General features: G+C 75.7%; 12 protein-coding genes, 1 pseudogene and 1 riboswitch. Of the genes and pseudogenes, 6 read left to right on the forward strand and 7 right to left on the reverse strand.

Annotation, left to right across the window (positions count from 1 at the left end; translation table 11 throughout):
- Positions 1–4 precede the first annotated feature (4 nt).
- The 3 genes from AB0H53_RS18240 (at position 5) to AB0H53_RS18250 (ending at position 5,283) form a co-directional block, all read left to right on the forward strand.
- Positions 5–1,837 (forward strand): non-ribosomal peptide synthetase, encoded by a 1,833-nt coding sequence (locus AB0H53_RS18240; RefSeq protein WP_362113728.1) that lies wholly within the window; start codon positions 5–7, stop codon positions 1,835–1,837.
- A complete protein-coding gene (locus AB0H53_RS18245) occupies positions 1,827–4,769 on the forward strand; it encodes a condensation domain-containing protein (RefSeq protein WP_362113731.1) in 2,943 nt (980 codons plus the stop codon). Before AB0H53_RS18240 ends, AB0H53_RS18245 begins: the two co-directional genes overlap by 11 nt.
- Before the next feature lie 343 nt (positions 4,770–5,112).
- On the forward strand, positions 5,113–5,283 hold the full coding sequence (locus tag AB0H53_RS18250) for a hypothetical protein (protein WP_362113734.1): 171 nt from the start codon (positions 5,113–5,115) through the stop codon (positions 5,281–5,283).
- A 376-nt stretch (positions 5,284–5,659) separates the two neighbouring features.
- Here the strand turns inward: AB0H53_RS18250 and AB0H53_RS18255 are convergent, their stop codons facing one another.
- The 3 genes from AB0H53_RS18255 to AB0H53_RS18265 are packed head-to-tail and all read right to left on the reverse strand — an operon-like array spanning position 5,660 to position 8,595.
- A complete protein-coding gene (locus AB0H53_RS18255) occupies positions 5,660–6,685 on the reverse strand; it encodes an ABC transporter substrate-binding protein (RefSeq protein WP_362113737.1) in 1,026 nt (341 codons plus the stop codon).
- A 15-nt stretch (positions 6,686–6,700) separates the two neighbouring features.
- Positions 6,701–7,486 carry an ABC transporter ATP-binding protein gene (locus AB0H53_RS18260; protein ID WP_362113740.1) on the reverse strand — a complete coding sequence of 262 codons (786 nt, stop codon included), beginning with the start codon at positions 7,484–7,486 and terminating at the stop codon, positions 6,701–6,703.
- Complete coding sequence (locus AB0H53_RS18265) at positions 7,486–8,595, reverse strand: iron ABC transporter permease (RefSeq protein WP_362113743.1); 1,110 nt, start codon at positions 8,593–8,595, stop codon at positions 7,486–7,488. The genes AB0H53_RS18260 and AB0H53_RS18265 overlap by 1 nt, the downstream gene beginning before the upstream one ends.
- Positions 8,596–8,720: 125 nt before the next feature.
- Positions 8,721–8,800, reverse strand: a riboswitch (cobalamin riboswitch).
- Between the two features lie 290 nt (positions 8,801–9,090).
- Here AB0H53_RS18265 and AB0H53_RS18270 point away from each other — a divergent pair.
- Positions 9,091–9,636, forward strand: a complete 546-nt coding sequence (locus AB0H53_RS18270) for a DUF488 domain-containing protein (protein ID WP_362113746.1) — start codon at positions 9,091–9,093, stop codon at positions 9,634–9,636.
- A gap of 653 nt (positions 9,637–10,289) precedes the next feature.
- A complete protein-coding gene (locus tag AB0H53_RS18275; protein WP_362113749.1) occupies positions 10,290–10,613 on the forward strand; it encodes a hypothetical protein in 324 nt (107 codons plus the stop codon).
- A 155-nt stretch (positions 10,614–10,768) separates the two neighbouring features.
- Here the strand turns inward: AB0H53_RS18275 and AB0H53_RS18280 are convergent.
- Positions 10,769–11,008, reverse strand: a pseudogene (locus AB0H53_RS18280) (SDR family oxidoreductase); the annotation flags it as partial.
- A gap of 57 nt (positions 11,009–11,065) precedes the next feature.
- Positions 11,066–11,473, reverse strand: a complete 408-nt coding sequence (locus AB0H53_RS18285) for a RidA family protein (RefSeq protein ID WP_362113752.1) — start codon at positions 11,471–11,473, stop codon at positions 11,066–11,068.
- A 142-nt stretch (positions 11,474–11,615) separates the two neighbouring features.
- Between AB0H53_RS18285 and AB0H53_RS18290 the strand changes: the two genes are divergently transcribed.
- Positions 11,616–11,996 (forward strand): helix-turn-helix domain-containing protein, encoded by a 381-nt coding sequence (locus AB0H53_RS18290; protein ID WP_362113755.1) that lies wholly within the window; start codon positions 11,616–11,618, stop codon positions 11,994–11,996.
- 113 nt (positions 11,997–12,109) lie between these two features.
- Here AB0H53_RS18290 and AB0H53_RS18295 read toward each other — a convergent pair whose 3' ends face one another.
- Complete coding sequence (locus AB0H53_RS18295; RefSeq protein ID WP_362113758.1) at positions 12,110–13,312, reverse strand: alpha/beta hydrolase; 1,203 nt, start codon at positions 13,310–13,312, stop codon at positions 12,110–12,112.
- A gap of 237 nt (positions 13,313–13,549) precedes the next feature.
- A complete protein-coding gene (locus tag AB0H53_RS18300; RefSeq protein WP_362113761.1) occupies positions 13,550–16,312 on the reverse strand; it encodes an AAA family ATPase in 2,763 nt (920 codons plus the stop codon).
- Positions 16,313–16,552: the final 240 nt, after the last annotated feature.

Consider the following 16,552-nt stretch of genomic DNA (forward strand, 5'->3'; position numbering starts at 1 on the left):
ACCCGTGCCCACCGCACCGACCCAGGACGCACCCGCCGGATCCCGGCCCGCGCCCGTCCGCGGGCTGCCCGCCCTCGTCGCGTGGCACGCCGAACGGACCCCGCACGCCCTCGCGGTGGCCGACGGGGACACCGCCCTCACCTACGCCGGGCTCGTCTCCTCCGCGCGGGCCCTCGCCGCCCGGCTGGGTGAGCACGGTGTCCGGCCGGGCGACCGCGTGGCGCTGCTCATGCCGCGCTCGGCCCGTACCGTCGTCGCCCAGCTCGCCCTGTGGTGGGCGGGCGCCACCTGCGTACCGCTCGACCCGGCGCACCCCCGGCCCCGCACCGCGGCGATGGCCGCCGACGCCGAGGTCACGCTGACCGTGGGCGACGGCAAGCTCCTGGAGGCGGCGGCGTTCCCCGGCCCGGTCCTCGCGCTCCCCGAGGAGGAGACGCTGGCGGACCCGGGCACTCCCGCTCCCGGCTGCGGTGCCGAGGCGACGGCGTTCATCATGTTCACCTCCGGCTCGACCGGGCGCCCCAAGGGCGTCCGGGTGCCGCACCGCGCCATCGCCGAGCTGGTGTCCGAGCCCGCCTACGTCACCCTCACCCCCCGGGACCGGGTGCTCCTCCACTCGCCGATGACGTTCGACGCGTCGACGTTCGAGGTCTGGGCAGCCCTCGCCAACGGCGCCGCCGTGGTGGTGTGCACCGTCGACCGGCCCTCCTTCGAGGACCTGGCCCAGCAGGTGGAACGCCACGGCGCGACCGTCGCCTTCCTCACCACCGCCCTGTTCCACCAGCTCGCCGCCCGCCGTTCCCGGGTGTTCTCGGTGCTCCGAACCGTCGTGGTGGGCGGGGAGGCGCTGTCCGCCCAGCACGCCCGGCGGGTGCTGCGGGCGTTCCCCTGGCTGGAACTGGTCAATGGCTACGGGCCGACGGAGACGACCACGTTCGCCACCGCGCACCGGGTCACCGACGCCGACTGCGACGGCCAGGTGCCGATCGGCCGGCCCGTCGCGGGCGCGACCGCCCACGTCCTGGACGACGCCGGGCGGCCCGTTCCGCGCGGTGGGCGCGGCGAACTGTGGATCGGCGGCACCCGGGTGGCGCACGGCTACGCCGGCCGGCCCGACCTGACCGCCGAACGCTTCGTCGACCACCCGGAGCTGGGGCGTCTCTACCGCACCGGCGATGTCGTCTCCGCCCGGCCGAACGGCGTCCTGGACTTCCACGGCCGGACGGACGACCAGGTGAAGGTGCGCGGCTTCCGCATCGAACCGGGCGAGATCGAACACGCCCTGCGCCAGCAGCCCGACGTGGACGACGCGGCCGTCACCGTGCGCCGCCCGAGCCCCGACGACACCCGTCTGGCCGCCTTCGTCGTGGCGGCACCGGGGCCCGTGCCCCGGCCGGGCGCGCTGCGCGACCGTCTCGCCGGGATCCTGCCCGCCCCCTTCGTCCCGGACGAGGTGACGATCGTCGGCCGTCTGCCGCTCACCCCGTCGGGGAAAGTCGACCGCCGTGCCCTGGCCGACCTCGGCACGGGCGACGCGGCCGGTGTCCCGGCCGCGCCGCTGACGCCCCTTCAGCGGGCGGTCGCCGAGATCTGGGGCCGCTCACTGGGGCGCGAGGTGACCCACCCCGACGCCGACTTCCTGGCGCTGGGCGGGCACTCGCTCCTCGCGCTGGTGGTCACCGACGACCTGCGGGAGGAGCTCGGTGTCGAGGTGGCCCTCGCCGACTTCTTCGCCGCCCCCACGGTGGCCGCGCAGGCCGCCCTGATCGAACACGCGCTGCTCGCCGCCCACAGCGACCTGCGGCCGGGTACCCAGGAGGACACCGATGGCCACTGACACCCCCACGGCCGCGGCCCTCCAGGAGGAGTTGCTGCGGCGTGCGCGCGGACGCGCGCGGGGCGGTGCCGCCGCCACGCCCGAAGCCGCCCCCCACGGCCCGGCACCGCTGTCCCACGCCCAGCGCCGCATGTGGCTCATGGACCGGCTGGGCCACGGCGGGGCCTCCTACAGCGTGCCGTTCGCCACCCGGCTGCGCGGCCCGCTCGACCTGGGCGCACTGCGCACCGCGCTGACCGCCCTGGTACACCGCCACGAGATCCTGCGCACCAGGTACGGGCAGCGCGACGGCGAGCCCTACCAGGAGACCCTTCCCGCACCGGGGGCGGTCGAGGTGCCCGTCGTGGACGCGGACGCGGACCGCGCCGGCGCCCTGCTGGCCGAGGAGGCCCGCCGCCCGTTCGACCTGTCCGCCGGCCCGCTGCCGCGCGCCCTGGTGCTGCGGCACGGCGAGCGGGACCACACCGTCCTGCTGACCTTCCACCACATCGCCGTCGACGGCGCGTCCCTGGAGATCGTCGCCGGGGAGCTCGCCGAGCTCTACGAGGCCGCCGCCGGCGGAGCGGTCCCCGGGCCGGGTCCCCGGCCGCCCCGGTACGCGGACTTCGCCCGCCGTGAGCACGACGCCTCCGGCCGGCCCCACGAGGAGGGGCTGCGGCACTGGGCCGATCGCCTCCGAGGGGCCGCGCCGCCACGTCTGGCGCGGCCGGAACAGCCGCCCGCCGACGTGGACGCCCGGCCCGCCCACGCCCACACGGTGCCGCTCGACCCGCGGGTCCCGGCGGCCCTGCGCGAGGTCGGCGCGGAGCGCCGGGCCACCCTCTTCACCGTGGCGCTGGCGGCCGCCTTCGCCGCCCTGCACCGCCTCACCGGCGAGGACGACCTGCTGATCGGCGTCGCGGGCACGCACCGCCGGGGCAGTGCCATGCGGGGGCTGGTCGGGCTGTGCGTCAACACGCTGCCGGTCCGGGTCGACACCTCGGGCGACCCGGCGTTCACCGTGCTCGTGGAGCGGGTCCGCGACGCGCTGCTGGAGGCCCAGCGGTACCGCGACGTGCCCTTCGACCTCGTCCTGGAACGCCTCGGCGCCGCCGCCCGTGACGCCGACGGGACGGGACTGGTGCGGGTGACGGCCGATGTCCTCGGGGAGCCCACCACGCTGCGGCTGCCCGGCACGCGGGGTGAGTACGTGGACGTCGGCGTCGGCGAGGCCAAGTTCGACCTGTCGTTCGGCCTGGTCGACACCGGGAGCCCCGCCGCCCTGATCCAGTACGGCCGCGGCGCGCTGGACGAGGCGGTGGCCGCGGCGCTGGCCGGGGACTTCGCCGCCCTGCTCGCGGCGGTCGCCGCCGACCCCGGCACCGCCCTGTCCCGGTTGCCCGGCGCGGCCGCGGCGCGTGGGACTGGCCGGCCGGCCGGGGAGGCCGCGGGCGACCACGGCGCCCCGGCGGGCCACCCGGCGGAGGCGGTGCTGCGGGCACACCCACTGGTCGCCGAGGCCGTCGTCGTCGAACCCGACGGCGGGCCGCTGCTGGCGTACGCCGTGCCACGTGGCATCGGCGGGCCCTCCCGCGCCGAACTGGGGTCGGTTCTGCGGGCGTCGCTGGCGCCCGGACTGGTGCCCGTCGCCGTGACTCTGCTGGACACCATGCCCCGTACCGCCGACGGCGCTCCCGACCTGGCGCGGCTGCCCGGGCTGCCGTCCGCCCCCGCCCCGCGCGGGCCCCGCGCGCAGGCCGTGACCGAGGCGTTCGCCGCGCTGCTGGGCGGCCCGCCGCCCGGCCCGGACGACGACTTCTTCGTCCTCGGCGGCCATTCGCTGATCGCCGTCCAGCTCGCCGAGCGGCTCCGCGCCGCGCTGAAGCTCCCGCTGACCGGCCTCGACATCCTGCAGGCCCGCACCCCTCGGGCGGTCACCGCCCTGCTGGACGAGCGGGCGGCACAGCGCGCGGCCACCGCCGCGCCCGCCCGGCCGGCCGCCCGCTCCCGGGCGCCGCGCGAGGGAACGGTCCTGGTCACCGGCGGCACCGGTGGAGTCGGCGCGTTCCTCCTGCGGGAACTGGCCGCCCGGGGGCGCCCGGTGCTCGCCCTGGCCCGGCCGGAATCCGCCCATCTGGTCACCGGGGACGGTGTGGAGGTCGTCGAGGGCGACCTCACCGACCTGGACGGCCTGCGCTCGGCGGTCGCGGGCGCCGACGCGGTGATCCACGCCGCCTGCACCTTCACCCGTCCCGAGGTGGACCTGGCGGCCATGAGGACGATGCTCGACGCCTGGCGGGGCGGTCCGTTCGTCTTCGTCAGCAGTGTCGACGCCTACGGGCGGCCCGCCGTGGACCTCGTGGAGGAGGAGTCACCGGCCCGGCAGCCGCTGAGCGCCTACGGGCAGGCCAAACTCGACTGCGAGCGGCTGCTGCTGGACGTGGCCGGCACCGGCGGCCGGGGCGGCGCGAGCGCCGTCCGCTCACCCCTGGTGTGGGGCGCGCACGACCGGTTGCGCGACCAACTGCGCTGGGGCGCCACGGGCGTGCTGTACCAGGCCGTGCGGGAGGGCAGGACGATCAGCCTGCCGAGGCCGGGCGTCGGTGGTCACGACTGGTACGGCGCCCCGTGGGTGCACGCGGCGGCACTGGCGCGGGCCGTGACGTCGTGTCTGGACGCGCCGGTGCACGGGGTCGCCAACGCGGTGGGCGGCCACGTCGGCTGGCGGGACCTCACCGCCCGGCTGGTGGAGCTGCTGCACCCGGACGGCCCGCGCGCCACCGGCGGGGACCGTCCCGCCGCCCCGGTCGTCCGCGAGACGGACGAGGTCCACCCCGACCTCGACCACCACTGGCGGTACCGCGCCGACCGGTTGGGCTTGTCGCTGCGCGAGCGCCCGGGCGAGGACTGGCGCACCGTACTGGGCGAGATGGTGGGCGCCTCGGGCGTCTGACGGCGAGGGCACGTACCGGGCGGGCGCCCGGTACGTGCCCTCGCCCGCCGCGCCTGACGGGGCGCGCTCCGGTGCGCGGCGGCCCCGCGCCGGGGCCGCCGGAGGGTGTGTCCTCACCGCCCGGCCGTCCGGCGGGTGATCGTGCCGGGCCGGAGTGTACGGACGGGGACCGGGTGGCACGATGATGACCGAACACGCTGCCACCACCGCCCGCGTCCTCACGGACTGGCTGTGCCGGCGCGCGTCACCGGCGTAGGCCGCCCGGGGAAGGCGGCGGCCCGCCGGCGGTGGGCGGCCGGCACCGGGCCGTCTGGGCCCGGCGGGGCGCGGGTAGGGGACTGGTATGGACGTGGAGGACCAGGACGGGGTCGTCGCGGTCGACGGTGAACAGGCCGCGGAGCAGGTGAACCGGGCGGTGAGCGAGGTGTGCGCCCGGGTGCGGCGGCAGGCCGCCCGGATGTACGCGGGCCTCCCGCCCGACGAGGAGGAGCAGCATCCCACCGTGCTGCCGTAGCGCCCCGGCCCGCGCCAGCGCGGACCCAGGGCCCCTTGCGGGTGACGGGGCCGGGCGGTCCGTCCTGGGAGAACCACGAGGGCTACGGCGCGTCGAGGGCGCCGGCGTCTCACGACGCGTACCGCGCCGGCTTCCTGCGGATGCGGGCGGCGGCCACGCCGGCCGGCTGACCCGCGGGGCGGGCCGCCGCCGGGCCCGCCCGCCGCGCGCCGCCGGCACCGCCGGGGCGCGCGCACGGAGATCCGGCCCGTACGGCGCGCCGGGCCGATCGCCGCGCCTCCGGCTCCGGCGTCCGCTCAGCGGCGCCCATCGGTGGGCGCCCCGCGAACGGCGCCACCGGGCCCGCGCCGCGCGCCGGGGTGCGCGACAGGGTGGGTCACCGGCGCAGTCCGCGCAGGTCCGCGGCGAGCGAGGCGATGGCCGCGGGGTTGCGCGGGCTTTCCACCAGCTCCGCGTAGTCGAGGACGACGATGCGATCGTTCTTGATGGCCGACACGTTCGCGAGCGGCGGGTAGGACTTCAGGAACTTCCGCTTCTGCTCCGCGCCGACGTCGCCGTAGTCGTTGATCACGATCACCTCGGGGTCACGCTCGACCACGGTCTCCCAGCCCACGGTCGCCCAGGTGTCCTCAAGGTCCTTCATGACGTGGTCGCCGCCCGCCCTGGTGATGATGTCGTGCGGCCCGGCGTACCGGCCGGACGTCAGCGGTTTGTCCTGTCCGTCGTCGTAGAGGAAGACCCGCGGGCGGTCGGCGCCCTTCAGGGCTGTCGCCTCCGCCTCGGCCACCTGCTTGCGGAACGTCGCCACCAGGGCTTCGGCACGGTCCTCGACGTCGAAGATCCTGCCCAGGTTCCGCAGGTCGGTGTAGAGCGCGTCCAGCGGCGCCATCACGCCACGTGCCTTCCCCCGCCCGTTGCGGCACGACTCGCTCAGCAGGTAGGTGTCGATGCCCACCCGCTCCAACTCGGCCGGGGTGAAGCCCTCGCCCTCGTTGAAGCCGTAGTTCCAGCCCGCGAAGACCAGATCGGCCCGGGCGTCCACGACGAGTTCCTTGTTGATCGTCTTCTTCGACAGCCACGTGGTCCTCTGGTACGCGCCCTTCCAGGGGACGGAGTCGAGGTCGCCCTTGTCGTCGGGCATCACAAAGCCGGCCATGTGGTCCTCCAGGCCGAGCGCGAACATGATCTCGGTGATGCCGACGTCATTGGTGACCACGCGCTGAGGGGCCTTGGCGTAGCTCTTGCGCTGACCGCAGTTCTCGACGGTCACGGGGTAGTGGCCGCTTGCCCCGGTGCCGCTGTTCTTCCGGTCCGGGGAGGTCACCTCCGCGCCGCAGCCGGTGAGGACCAGGGCGGCGGTGAGGGCGAGGGCGAGCGCGGCGTGTCGTACGAGGTTCGGCATGGTGGGGGTGGCTCCTCAGGAGGTGGGCTGAGTGGGGCGGAGACGGTCGAAGAGCAGCTGTACGGCGCCCGTCTCCGGGTGTGGCACACGGTGTGCCCGTACGCCGAAGACCTCGGCCAGCAGCTCGGGCGTGAGCACGTCGTGCGGTGCCCCGGACGCGACGATCCGGCCGCTGTCGATGACGTACAGCAGGTCGCAGTGGACCGCGGCGAGGTTGAGGTCGTGCAGCGCGGTGAGCACGGTCAGCCCGCTGCCGCGCGCCAGGGCCAGCACTTCGAGCTGCTGGGCGATGTCCAGGTGGTTGGTGGGCTCGTCGAGCACCAGTACCCGGGGCTGCTGCGCGAGCGCCCGGGCGATCAGGACCCGCTGCCTCTCGCCGCCGGAGAGGGTGAGGAAACCGCGGTCGGCGAGATGGGCGGCGCCGACCCGCACCAGCGCGGTCTCGCACGCCCGGCGGTCCTCCTCGCTGGTGCGGGCCACCGACCGCTGATGCGGCAGCCGCCCCATGGCCACCATCTCGGCGACCGTGAAGTCGAACGCGGCGGAGACCTCCTGGGGAAGCGCGGCCAGCTGGCGGGCCCCTTCCCGGGCGCTCATGGCGTGCAGGTCCTCGCCGTCCAGCCGGACCGTACCGGCGGAGGGCAGCAGGGCCCGGTAGACGCAGCGCAACAGGGTGGACTTGCCGCTGCCGTTGGGTCCGACGAGTCCCACGAGCTGTCCGGCGCCCGCGCGCAGCGTGACGTCCTCCACCAGCCGGGCGCCGGCGATCTCGACCGTCAGCCCGTCGATGTCGATCCGCATCACGCGCCTCCGAAGGTGTAGGAGCGGCGGCGCATGAGGAGGACGAAGCACGGCACGCCGATGACCGCCGTCAGCACGCCCACCGGGAGCTCGACCGGCGCGAGCACCACCCGGGACAGGATGTCCATCCAGATGAGCAGGACGGCGCCCGCGAGGGGGGCGACGGCCAGGAGCCGGCGGTGGTCGGCGCCGACCAGCATCCGTACGGCGTGCGGGACCATCAGGCCGACGAAGCCGATGGCACCGCTCACCGCGACCACCGCGCCCGTGACGGCCGCGGTGACCAGGAACAGCTCCTTGCGCAGCCTCCCGGCGTCCACTCCGAGCGCGGCGGCGGTCTCGTCGCCCATCGCCAGCGCGTTCAGGCGGCGGGCCGACACGGCGAGGTGGGCGAGGCCGGCGAGGACGGCTGCCGCGGCGATCGGCAGGGAGGCCCAGTTGGCCCCGCCGAGGCTGCCCAGCAGCCACATCATCGCGGAGCGGGCCGCCTCGCCGCGCTCGGCCGCGAACACCATGAACGTGGTGACGGCCGTGAAGCCGTAGTACATCGCGGTGCCCGTCAGGACGAGCCGCAGCGGGGTCAGGCCCTCGGCGGTGCGGGCGATGGCGTACACCAGCGCCATGGCCAGGAGCGCGGCGAGGAAGGCCGCCGTGGACAGGGCCCAGACACCGAGCGCGCCGAGGCTCCCGAAGAGGAGTACGGCATTGGCACCGACGGCCGCGCCCGAGGAGATGCCGAGGACGAACGGGTCGGCGAGGGCGTTGCGGACCATGGCCTGCACGGCGACGCCGATGGCCGACAGGCCGGCCCCGACGACGGCGGCCAGCAGGGCCCGCGGGAAGCGCAGCTCCCACACGATGGTGTACGCCGGGACCTGGTCGGGGGTTATGGATCCCCCTGTCAGCCCGGCCCAGAGGTGGCGCAGCACCTCGGCCCAGGTGAGCCCGGACGCCCCGATGCCCGCCCCGCAGGCGAGGGAGACCGGGAGCGCGGCGCACAGGCCGATGAGGAGTAACGGCAGGGGGACGCGCCCGGACGGCGCGGCACCGCCGCCCGTACGGGCCGTGTGCGGTGGCCCAGCCGGTCTGCGGGCAAGGGGGGTGGCCACGGGAGGACCGCTTTCGCCTCGGGCCGTGCACCTGCGTGACCTTGGGAGCGGCCCTGGACGCGGGGGCGCCCTGCGCAGCACCTTCTCGCAGTCCACGGCGAATTGACAGGAGCCATCACCACCGCGGGTAACCGGGCTCGCGGGGCCGCGTGTCGGGCTCCGCCTACCGTTGCGGGTCAGCGCCGGACTTCGACCGGACTTCCCCCGAGGGGCACTCGCAGCTTAGCGCGTACCGGCCGACGCCCCGCCAGGGCGTCCGGTGTCCCGGGCGCCGGCCGTCGGGCGCGCCCTGGTGGGCGCCCGCGACATGCCCGGTCCGATCCGCCATTCGGAGCCGTGCCGGCCCCCCGCCGAGGGGACGGGATCCGGGAACGCGCTCGCCGCCGCCGGGGCCAGGCGTGGTACGGGGGAGGCTGGGGCAGCCGTCCCTGGTGCGGTGGCCGGCCACCGCGAGCGGGCCGGAGGACCGTACCCGTAACGATCCGGAAGGTGCCCGTGACCGAGTCCCCGCTCATCACCTTCGGCCACAGCACCGCCGGGCGGGCGGCGCTGACCGAGCTGCTGCGCCGAGCCGGTGTCGCCGCGGTGGTGGACATCAGGACCGCTCCCGGCAGCCGCCGCGACCCCGACCTGAAACGGGAGCGGCTCGCCCGGTGGCTGCCCGCCGAGGGCATCGCCTACCGGTGGGAGCAGCGTCTCGGCGGGTTCCGCGCACCGCCACCGGACTCACCGGACACGGTGTGGCGCAACGCCTCCTTCCGTGGTTACGCCGCCCACACCCGCACGCCGGAGTTCGTGGCCGCCATGGACGAGGTGTTGCGCCAGGCGGCGCGGGAACGGACGGCGGTGATGTGCAGCGAAGCGGTCTGGTGGCGGTGCCACCGCCGCCTCGTCGCCGATTTCGCCGTTCTCGCCCGCGGTGTGCCCGTCCACCACCTCATGCCCGACGGCCGGCTGACGCCGCACCCGCCCACTGCGGGCTCACGTCTGCGCTCCGACGGCCTCCTGGTCTACGACCAGGAGGACCAGGCCCCACGGTGACGGGCACCCGGGTCCCGGACCGGGCCCCTCGGGCGAGGGCCACGGCCTGGCCGACGGCCACACCACCGCCGTGGCGACCAGTGCCCATGTCCCAGGCCCGCGTGCGGCAGCGCCGGCCCCGGGGAACACCCGGCCACCCGCGGCGGGCCGTCACCGGCGGAACCGCGAACCTTGCTGGGAATCCGCACGGGCGGGGAGGCACGGCACGTGCCCCACGGGCACCTGGCCCGCCGGCCGTCCGGCCAGGAGTGACACCTGGACGCGCACAGGGCGAAGGCCCCGCCGCTTCAGCGGGACCGGAGCCGTGCCGTGGACGAAACACCACCGCGACACCCTTCAGCCATGACGTGACGGCTCTCCAGGAGCGAACGGGGCGGCGTGCGGCGCCCGTTCACCGAACGGCCGGTGATCGACGCGCCGTACGAGGGTGCACTTTCCGCCAGGTTCGGACCAGGGGGATGAGCACATTGTCCCGGTTCACTGCCCCGGCATGCCGGAAATGTTCTTTATCTGGCGGACATGTATGCGACTGAACATGCGGATGTCAGCCAGCACACCCCTCTCCAAGAGCGTTGACTGAGGGGACACGCCGACGGTGGCCGTGCCCGTAGACGCGCACGGCCCGTGCGGACCTGTCCCATGGGGGGGGAAAGATGCGATCCACCGAGCACACGCACGGACCGGGGTCCGGGGGGCCGGGGCACCACAACCCGTGGACCACCCCGGTACGGATCACCGGCCGATTACTGTGCCTCAACCTCGCCCTGGCCATGGCCACCGCCGCCACCCAGGCCATCGCCGCGCCCACCGCCGCGTGGTGGAGCCCGGCATGGGTGGCCCCCTGGCTCCTCCAACCCGCCCTCCTCGCCGCCTGGGCGGCTCTGCGCCGGCTCGAGAAGCGCCACACCTGCCGTACGACCTGTGAGGACCGCCAGGACCGGCCACCGGGACCGACCGGCTACGGCCGAGCCGCCTGAGCGGGCCGGACCCCGCCGGGCCGCCCCGGTGGCCCCTTCCCCGCCCGCCGGGTCCGGCGTCCCGGACGCCGCGGACAGCACGCGGGCAGCGGCCCCCGCGCCGTCGGGGATCCGGTGGGCGGCGGCAGCGCGTGCCGTGCCAGCTCCGCGAACCCTCAGGCGGATGCCCCGCTGTCGATGACGAGGTCCGTGCCCACCACCGCGCCGGCCGCGGGCGAGGCGAGGTACAGCACCGCGGCCGCCACTTCCTCGGCCTCCGCCAGGCGGCCGAGCGGGTTCTCCGTCCTCACCCGCTCGGCACGGTCGGCCTCCGTCTCGCCGGGCCGCAGCGACATGGGCGCCGCGGAGGCCCCCGGGCTGACCGCGTTGATACGGACGCCGCGGTGGATGTGGTCGTCACCGTACGGGCACTGGCGCGCCGCGCGCACGCCGCTCTCACGGGAGGGCCCTGTTCAGTCCAGGACCGCGACGGCTTCGACCTCGACCAGGTGCTCGGGAACGTCCAGTGCCGCGACCCCCACCAGCGTGGCCGGCGGCGCGGCGGTGACGCCCAGCCTTCCGGCCGCGCGGGTGATGCCCTCCATGAGCGCGGGCATTCTGTCGGGGGACCAACCGACCACGTACACGGTGAATTTGGCCACGTCGTCGAAGGAGGCGCCGGCCGCGGCCAGGGCGGTGCCGATGTTGAGGTAGCACTGCTCGACCTGGGCGGCCAGGTCGCCCCTGCCGACGGTCGCTCCCCCGGCGTCCCAGGCGACCTGCCCGGCGATGAAGACCAGTTGCGAACCGGTCGCGATCGACACCTGCCGGTAGGCGTCCACCTCCGGCAGTCCCACGGGGTTCACCAGGGTGATGGCCATGCCGCCCGCCTCCTCGTCATGAGAGCCCTGCGGCTCACTCGCACCGGACCAGGGCGCGCCCGATCTCTTGTGGTTACTCGGAAACCGTAGGAGAGTGACCGCCGACATGGAAGAACGCACTTCTGAGTGACTGGGGAACCCGATGGTGACCAAGCAGTTCCCGGGCTCCCCCGACGAAGCGGACGTGACCCGCGCGGACTCGCTGGCCCGGGAGATCTTCTCGGACATCGCCAACAAGTGGGCGCTGCTGATCATCGAGGCCCTGGGTGAACGCACCCGGCGCTTCAGTGAGTTGCGGGGTGACGTCGAGGGCATCAGCCACAAGATGCTGACCCAGAACCTGCGCATGCTGGAGCGCAACGGGCTGGTCGACCGGAGGGTGTACCCCACCGTGCCGCCTCGGGTCGAGTACACCCTCACCGGGCCGGGCCGGGCCCTGCGGGCGACGGTCGACGGCATGTGCGCCTGGACCCACCGGCACCTCGGTCACATCGAGGCCTCCCGCCGCAGGTTCGGCGCCTGACCGGCACTCGGGGCGGGGTCACCGGCGGCCGGGCCCGTCGCGGCCGCCGGCACGCCGGACGGGAGCCGGGAGCCGGACGGCCCGTGGTGCCCCGTGGCCGTCCGGTGGACGGTTCACCGCCCGGGTCGGTTGAACCGCACCTCCGGGTACTGGGCGGTCGGTCCGTCGAGGATGGCCTGCGGCCGGTGACGGAGGTGGAGGTCGAAGAAGGCCGCCGTGTACACGCGTGTCAGGTCGATCGCCCGCCGGGCGGGGGCGGTCGGCGGTGTGCCGGGGTACGGCAGGGACAGCTGGTCGAAGAGGACGGGCATGTCCGAGAAGGTGAAGTGGTGCACGCCCGCCACGGCCAGCCAGCGCTTCCACCCGTCCAGGTTGCGCCACGCGGCGTCCCAGGTGGGGTCCGCGCCGTTCGGCTGGTGGACCGGCTCGTCGGTGCCGAGCAGCAGGAACGGCCGCTTGCCGAGTCCGGCCTCCGGTACGGGGTCCCCGAACGTGCCGTCCATGTTGACGCCCGCCAGGACGCGGCTGTCGCGTGCCATCACCGAGGCCGCGGCGGCCCCGCCCAGCGAGTGGCCGGCCGCGCCGATCCTCCGGTGGTCGATGAGCGCGGCGTGCGGCCACGCCGGGCGCGGCCCGGTCAGCCGGTCGAGGACGAACGACAGGTCCTGGGCCCGGTTGACGGTGGCCTTCCGCATGTCCTCCAGGGTCTCCGCCTTCTCGCACGCCGCACAGGTCAGGACCCGGCCGCCGGGGAAGACCGTCCCGGACGACTCGTACGCGTGGTCGAGCACGGCGACGATGTGGCCCCGGCTGGTGAGGTCCTCGGCCAGGGTGGTCAAGGTGAAGCGCGGTGCCCCGAAACCGGGCGACAGCAGGACCAGCGGGTGGCGGCCGCGTGCCGGCCGGGCTCCGCTGCCGCTGTGGGTGCGCGTGGCGCTCAGCTCGGCGACGGCTGCGGCGTCCCGCCCTCCCGCCGCCTCCACCAGCAGCCGCGCCTCGCGCGGGTCCGCGTACGGGGCGGGGCCGCTCCCGGGGCGGGCGGCCGGGTAGTACACGTCGACCATGAGTTCGCGCGGCCGGTCCGGCAGCCACAGGTCCTGCCGCGACCGGTCGACCAGGTGGAGGGTGGACCGGCCGACGGGCGACGGTCCGCCGGGGCTCGGCAGCAGGACACCGGTCACCGTCTGCCGGACACCGGCGGCCGCGGAGGGCGGGGGGCCGGCAGGGGGCTGCGCGTGGGCGGCCGGGGCCGCGGCGGCGAGGGCGACGACCAGGGCGGCGACGGCCGTGGCACGTGAGGTGCGTGACGTCTTCATGTGACGGGACGTCAGGCGGCGGCCGCCACCGCCGGCATCGGCCCCGGGTCGCGGCCGGGTACGACCTGCGGCTGATCTTCCGCGCGCCGCGCGTGAGCGCGCGGAAGGAGGGGCCGCCGAGCGGTACGCACTGCCGTGCGTACCGCTCGCCGGGGCGGCCCCGCCAGGCGCGGATCCGGCCCGCGGCGCGCGGGCCCGGCGGGACGGCTCGGGGCGGGGCGTTCGCATACGCCCCGGTCACTCGGCCCTTCCCACCGCCAGGGGGCGGTCGCGAAGCTGGCGGCGGGAGGTGATGCCGAGCTTCTTGAAGACGTTCCGCAGGTGGGCGTCGATCGTGCGCGGGCTCAGGAAGAGCTGGGTGGCCACCTCCCTGGAGGTGGCGCCGGTGGCGACGAGCCGCGCGATCTGGAACTCCTGAGGGGTGAGCGGGTGTGGTGTTCCGGTCCCCCGCTCCCGCACCCGCTCACCGGCCGCCTCCAGTTCGCGGGCGGCTCGGGCGGCGAACGCCCCGGCGCCGATCGACGCGAGCTCCTGGTGCGCGGCACGCAGTTGGGCGCGGGCCTCGGTGAGGCGTTCCGCGCGCCGCAGCCACTCCCCGTGGAGGAGTCGCGCCCGCGCGAGGTGGACCGTTCCTTCGCTGCGGCCGAGCCGGACGATGGCCTCCCGGTAGAGCTCGTCGGCGGCCGGCCCGTCGGTGAGCAGCGCTCTGGAGCGCAGCTCGACCCCGGCCGCCCAGTGGGTGCCGCTGGCCGCGGTGCGCTCCGTGAGGCGTTCCAGCACCGGGACGGCCAGGTCCCGGCGGCCGGCTCGCACCGCGGCCTCCACGAACTCGACGGGCACCCACGAGTTGAAGCCGGGTTCGTCGAGGTCGCACGCGGGACGCGACGCCCGCACCGCCGCCTCGTACTGGCCCAGACCGTTGTGCAGGACGGCTCGGGCGTACTCCGTGACATTGGCCAGCCGGCCTTCTCCCCGCTCGTGCGAGGCGCGTGCCGCGACATCGGCGAAGGCGGCGGTCGCGGTCTCGTCCCCGCGCCAGGCGGCGAGGGAGACATCGACGTACACCACGGGGGGAGCCCCGGCGTCGACCGCGATCGTGTGCGTCTCGTCCACCAGTGCCGCCGCGTGGCTGAACTCCCCGGCGTGGATGTGCGCGAGGGCGCGGAAGCTCAACAGGACCGGCAGGTCCGCCAGGGCGCCGCGCCGCCGGGAGAGGGCGATCTGCCGGTCGGCCAGCGCCCGCCAGGCGGCGTCGTCCCAGAGGTCCATCGCGGCGTTGCAGGCCATCCACACCTCGCCCAGCCCGTACTCGTCGCCGTTCCCCGCGCGGCGGTACCCGTCGACGGCCCGGCGCAGCAGCGGGACGGCGGGGGCGCAGCCCTCGCTCACCTGGGTGGCCAGGCCTTCGAGGAGCAGGTCGAGGGGGCGGGCGGGCCGGTCGAGGGGCGGCAGGGCCCGTGCCGCGCCGGCCGCGTCGAGCAGGCGCGTCCCGTTGGCGAACCGGCCGACGAACACGGCCGCCGCGAAGGCGTCGAGCACCAGTTCCCGGGCGGCGGCCGGGTCGCTGTGGGCCGTCACCTCCGCGGCCCGCAGCAGCCTCGCCACCGCTTCGTCGTCGCGTTTCCTGTCGAAGGAGACACGGGCGCGGAGGGCGGCCGCTTCCGCCCGCCGGGGCGTGTCGTCCGCCCTGAGGTCCGTCTCCGCCATCGCCACCAGGGCCAGAGCCGCCTCGGCGGCGCCGGTGTCCCGTTTGGCACGGGCGGCGGCCAGGGCCCGAGTGGCGCGGCGGCCGGGGTCCGGCGTCAAGGTGGCCGCCCGTTCGAGGAACGCGGCGGCCGCCGCGATGCCGCCGCGTGCCCGGGCACGTCCGGCGGAGCGTTCGAGCGAGGCGGCGACCTCTTCGTCGGGGCCGGCCGCCGCCATGGAGCGGTGCCACGCCCGCCGGTCGGGCTGGTCGTCGTCGGTGACCTCGGCGAGCGCCCGGTGTACCGCGCGGCGGTCCTCCGGGGGCGCGGTGCGGTAGACGGTCGAACGCACCAGGGGGTGGCGGAACCTGACCCATGGGCTGACGGTCAGCAGCCCGGCGTCCTCGGCCGGCGTCGCCGCCTCGGGATCGACGCCGAGGAGTCGCGCGGCACGGTGGAGGAGGGAGGGCTCCCCGATGGGTTCGGCTGCCGCCGTCAGCATCAGGAGGCGGGTCGCCGCGGGCAGTGCCTCCAGGCGCGTCCGGTAACTCGCTTCGACGCTCCCCGGTGCGGGTGCCGCTCCCGGCAGCGCGAAACCGCCCGCCAGGTCCGCCGTCTGCGGCAGTTCGAGCAGTGCCAGTGGGTTGCCCCTCGCCTCGGCGACGATCCGCTCGCGCACCTGGCGGTCGAGCGGTGCCCGGAACCGGGAGCCGAGCAGCCCTCGGGCGTCGGCGTCGGTCAGTCCCCCGAGCCGCAGTTCCGGCAGCCCCGCCAGTTCGTCACCGCCCGCCGGCTCCCGGACGGCGAAGACGACCGTGACCGGCTCGTCCTGGATCCGCCGGGCGACGAAGGCGAGGACCTGCGCCGAGGCCCGGTCGAGCCATTGGGCGTCGTCGACCAGGCAGAGCAGGGGTTGCCGCACCGCGGCCTCGGAGAGGAGGTTGAGCACCGCGAGACCGAGGTGGAACCGGTCCGGTGTGCCGGTGCTCAGCCCGAAGGCCGCCTCCAGCGCGCCGCGCTGGGGGTCCGGCAGCCGCCGCAGCACACTCAGCATGGGTCCGCAGAGCTGGTGGAGCGCGGCGAACGCGAGCTCGCTCTCGAACTCGGCCCCGGACACCCGTAAGGTCCGCACCCCCGGTGCGGTCCTCGCGTAGTCCAGCAGGGTCGTCTTGCCGATGCCCGCTTCGCCGCGTACGACAAGGGCCTCGCCCTGCCCCGCGCGCGCCCGGTGCAGGAGTCGGTCGAGCACCTGGGCCTCGCACGAGCGGCCGAGGGGCACCCGGCGTTGCGGCGGCGGCAGGTGGGGTGTCGGCATCGAGGGTCCTCCGCCGCCGTGGCACCTCGGTGACCGGCCTCCGGGAGGGCGGGGGCGTGGGGCTTGCCCGGGACGGCCGCCGAAGCCACACGGCACTGTCTCGGAACAGCGGTGATACCCCCTGATCAGAAGCGTATGACATGGCTGTTCAGCCGTCAACGAAGTGCTCGGGGGGTCCGGTTGACGTGATGCCGGTCGCGGCGGGGCGCGCCGCCCGGGGGCTCAGGAAGGGCACCGGGG

Origin of the sequence: Streptomyces sp. NPDC050856 (assembly GCF_040653855.1) — a bacterium.
Taxonomy (GTDB): Bacteria; Actinomycetota; Actinomycetes; order Streptomycetales; family Streptomycetaceae; genus Streptomyces.

What these genes read in the sequence shown, in the direction of transcription:
- AB0H53_RS18245 (WP_362113731.1), top strand. Translation starts at nt 1,827, where the DNA reads ATGGCCACTGACACCCCCACGGCCGCGGCCCTCCAGGAGGAGTTGCTG.
- AB0H53_RS18290 (WP_362113755.1), top strand. Translation starts at nt 11,616, where the DNA reads ATGGTGACCAAGCAGTTCCCGGGCTCCCCCGACGAAGCGGACGTGACC.
- AB0H53_RS18300 (WP_362113761.1), bottom strand. Translation starts at nt 16,312, where the DNA reads ATGCCGACACCCCACCTGCCGCCGCCGCAACGCCGGGTGCCCCTCGGC.
- AB0H53_RS18295 (WP_362113758.1), bottom strand. Translation starts at nt 13,312, where the DNA reads ATGAAGACGTCACGCACCTCACGTGCCACGGCCGTCGCCGCCCTGGTC.
- AB0H53_RS18255 (WP_362113737.1), bottom strand. Translation starts at nt 6,685, where the DNA reads ATGCCGAACCTCGTACGACACGCCGCGCTCGCCCTCGCCCTCACCGCC.
- AB0H53_RS18285 (WP_362113752.1), bottom strand. Translation starts at nt 11,473, where the DNA reads ATGGCCATCACCCTGGTGAACCCCGTGGGACTGCCGGAGGTGGACGCC.
- AB0H53_RS18275 (WP_362113749.1), top strand. Translation starts at nt 10,290, where the DNA reads ATGCGATCCACCGAGCACACGCACGGACCGGGGTCCGGGGGGCCGGGG.
- AB0H53_RS18260 (WP_362113740.1), bottom strand. Translation starts at nt 7,486, where the DNA reads ATGCGGATCGACATCGACGGGCTGACGGTCGAGATCGCCGGCGCCCGG.
- AB0H53_RS18250 (WP_362113734.1), top strand. Translation starts at nt 5,113, where the DNA reads ATGGACGTGGAGGACCAGGACGGGGTCGTCGCGGTCGACGGTGAACAG.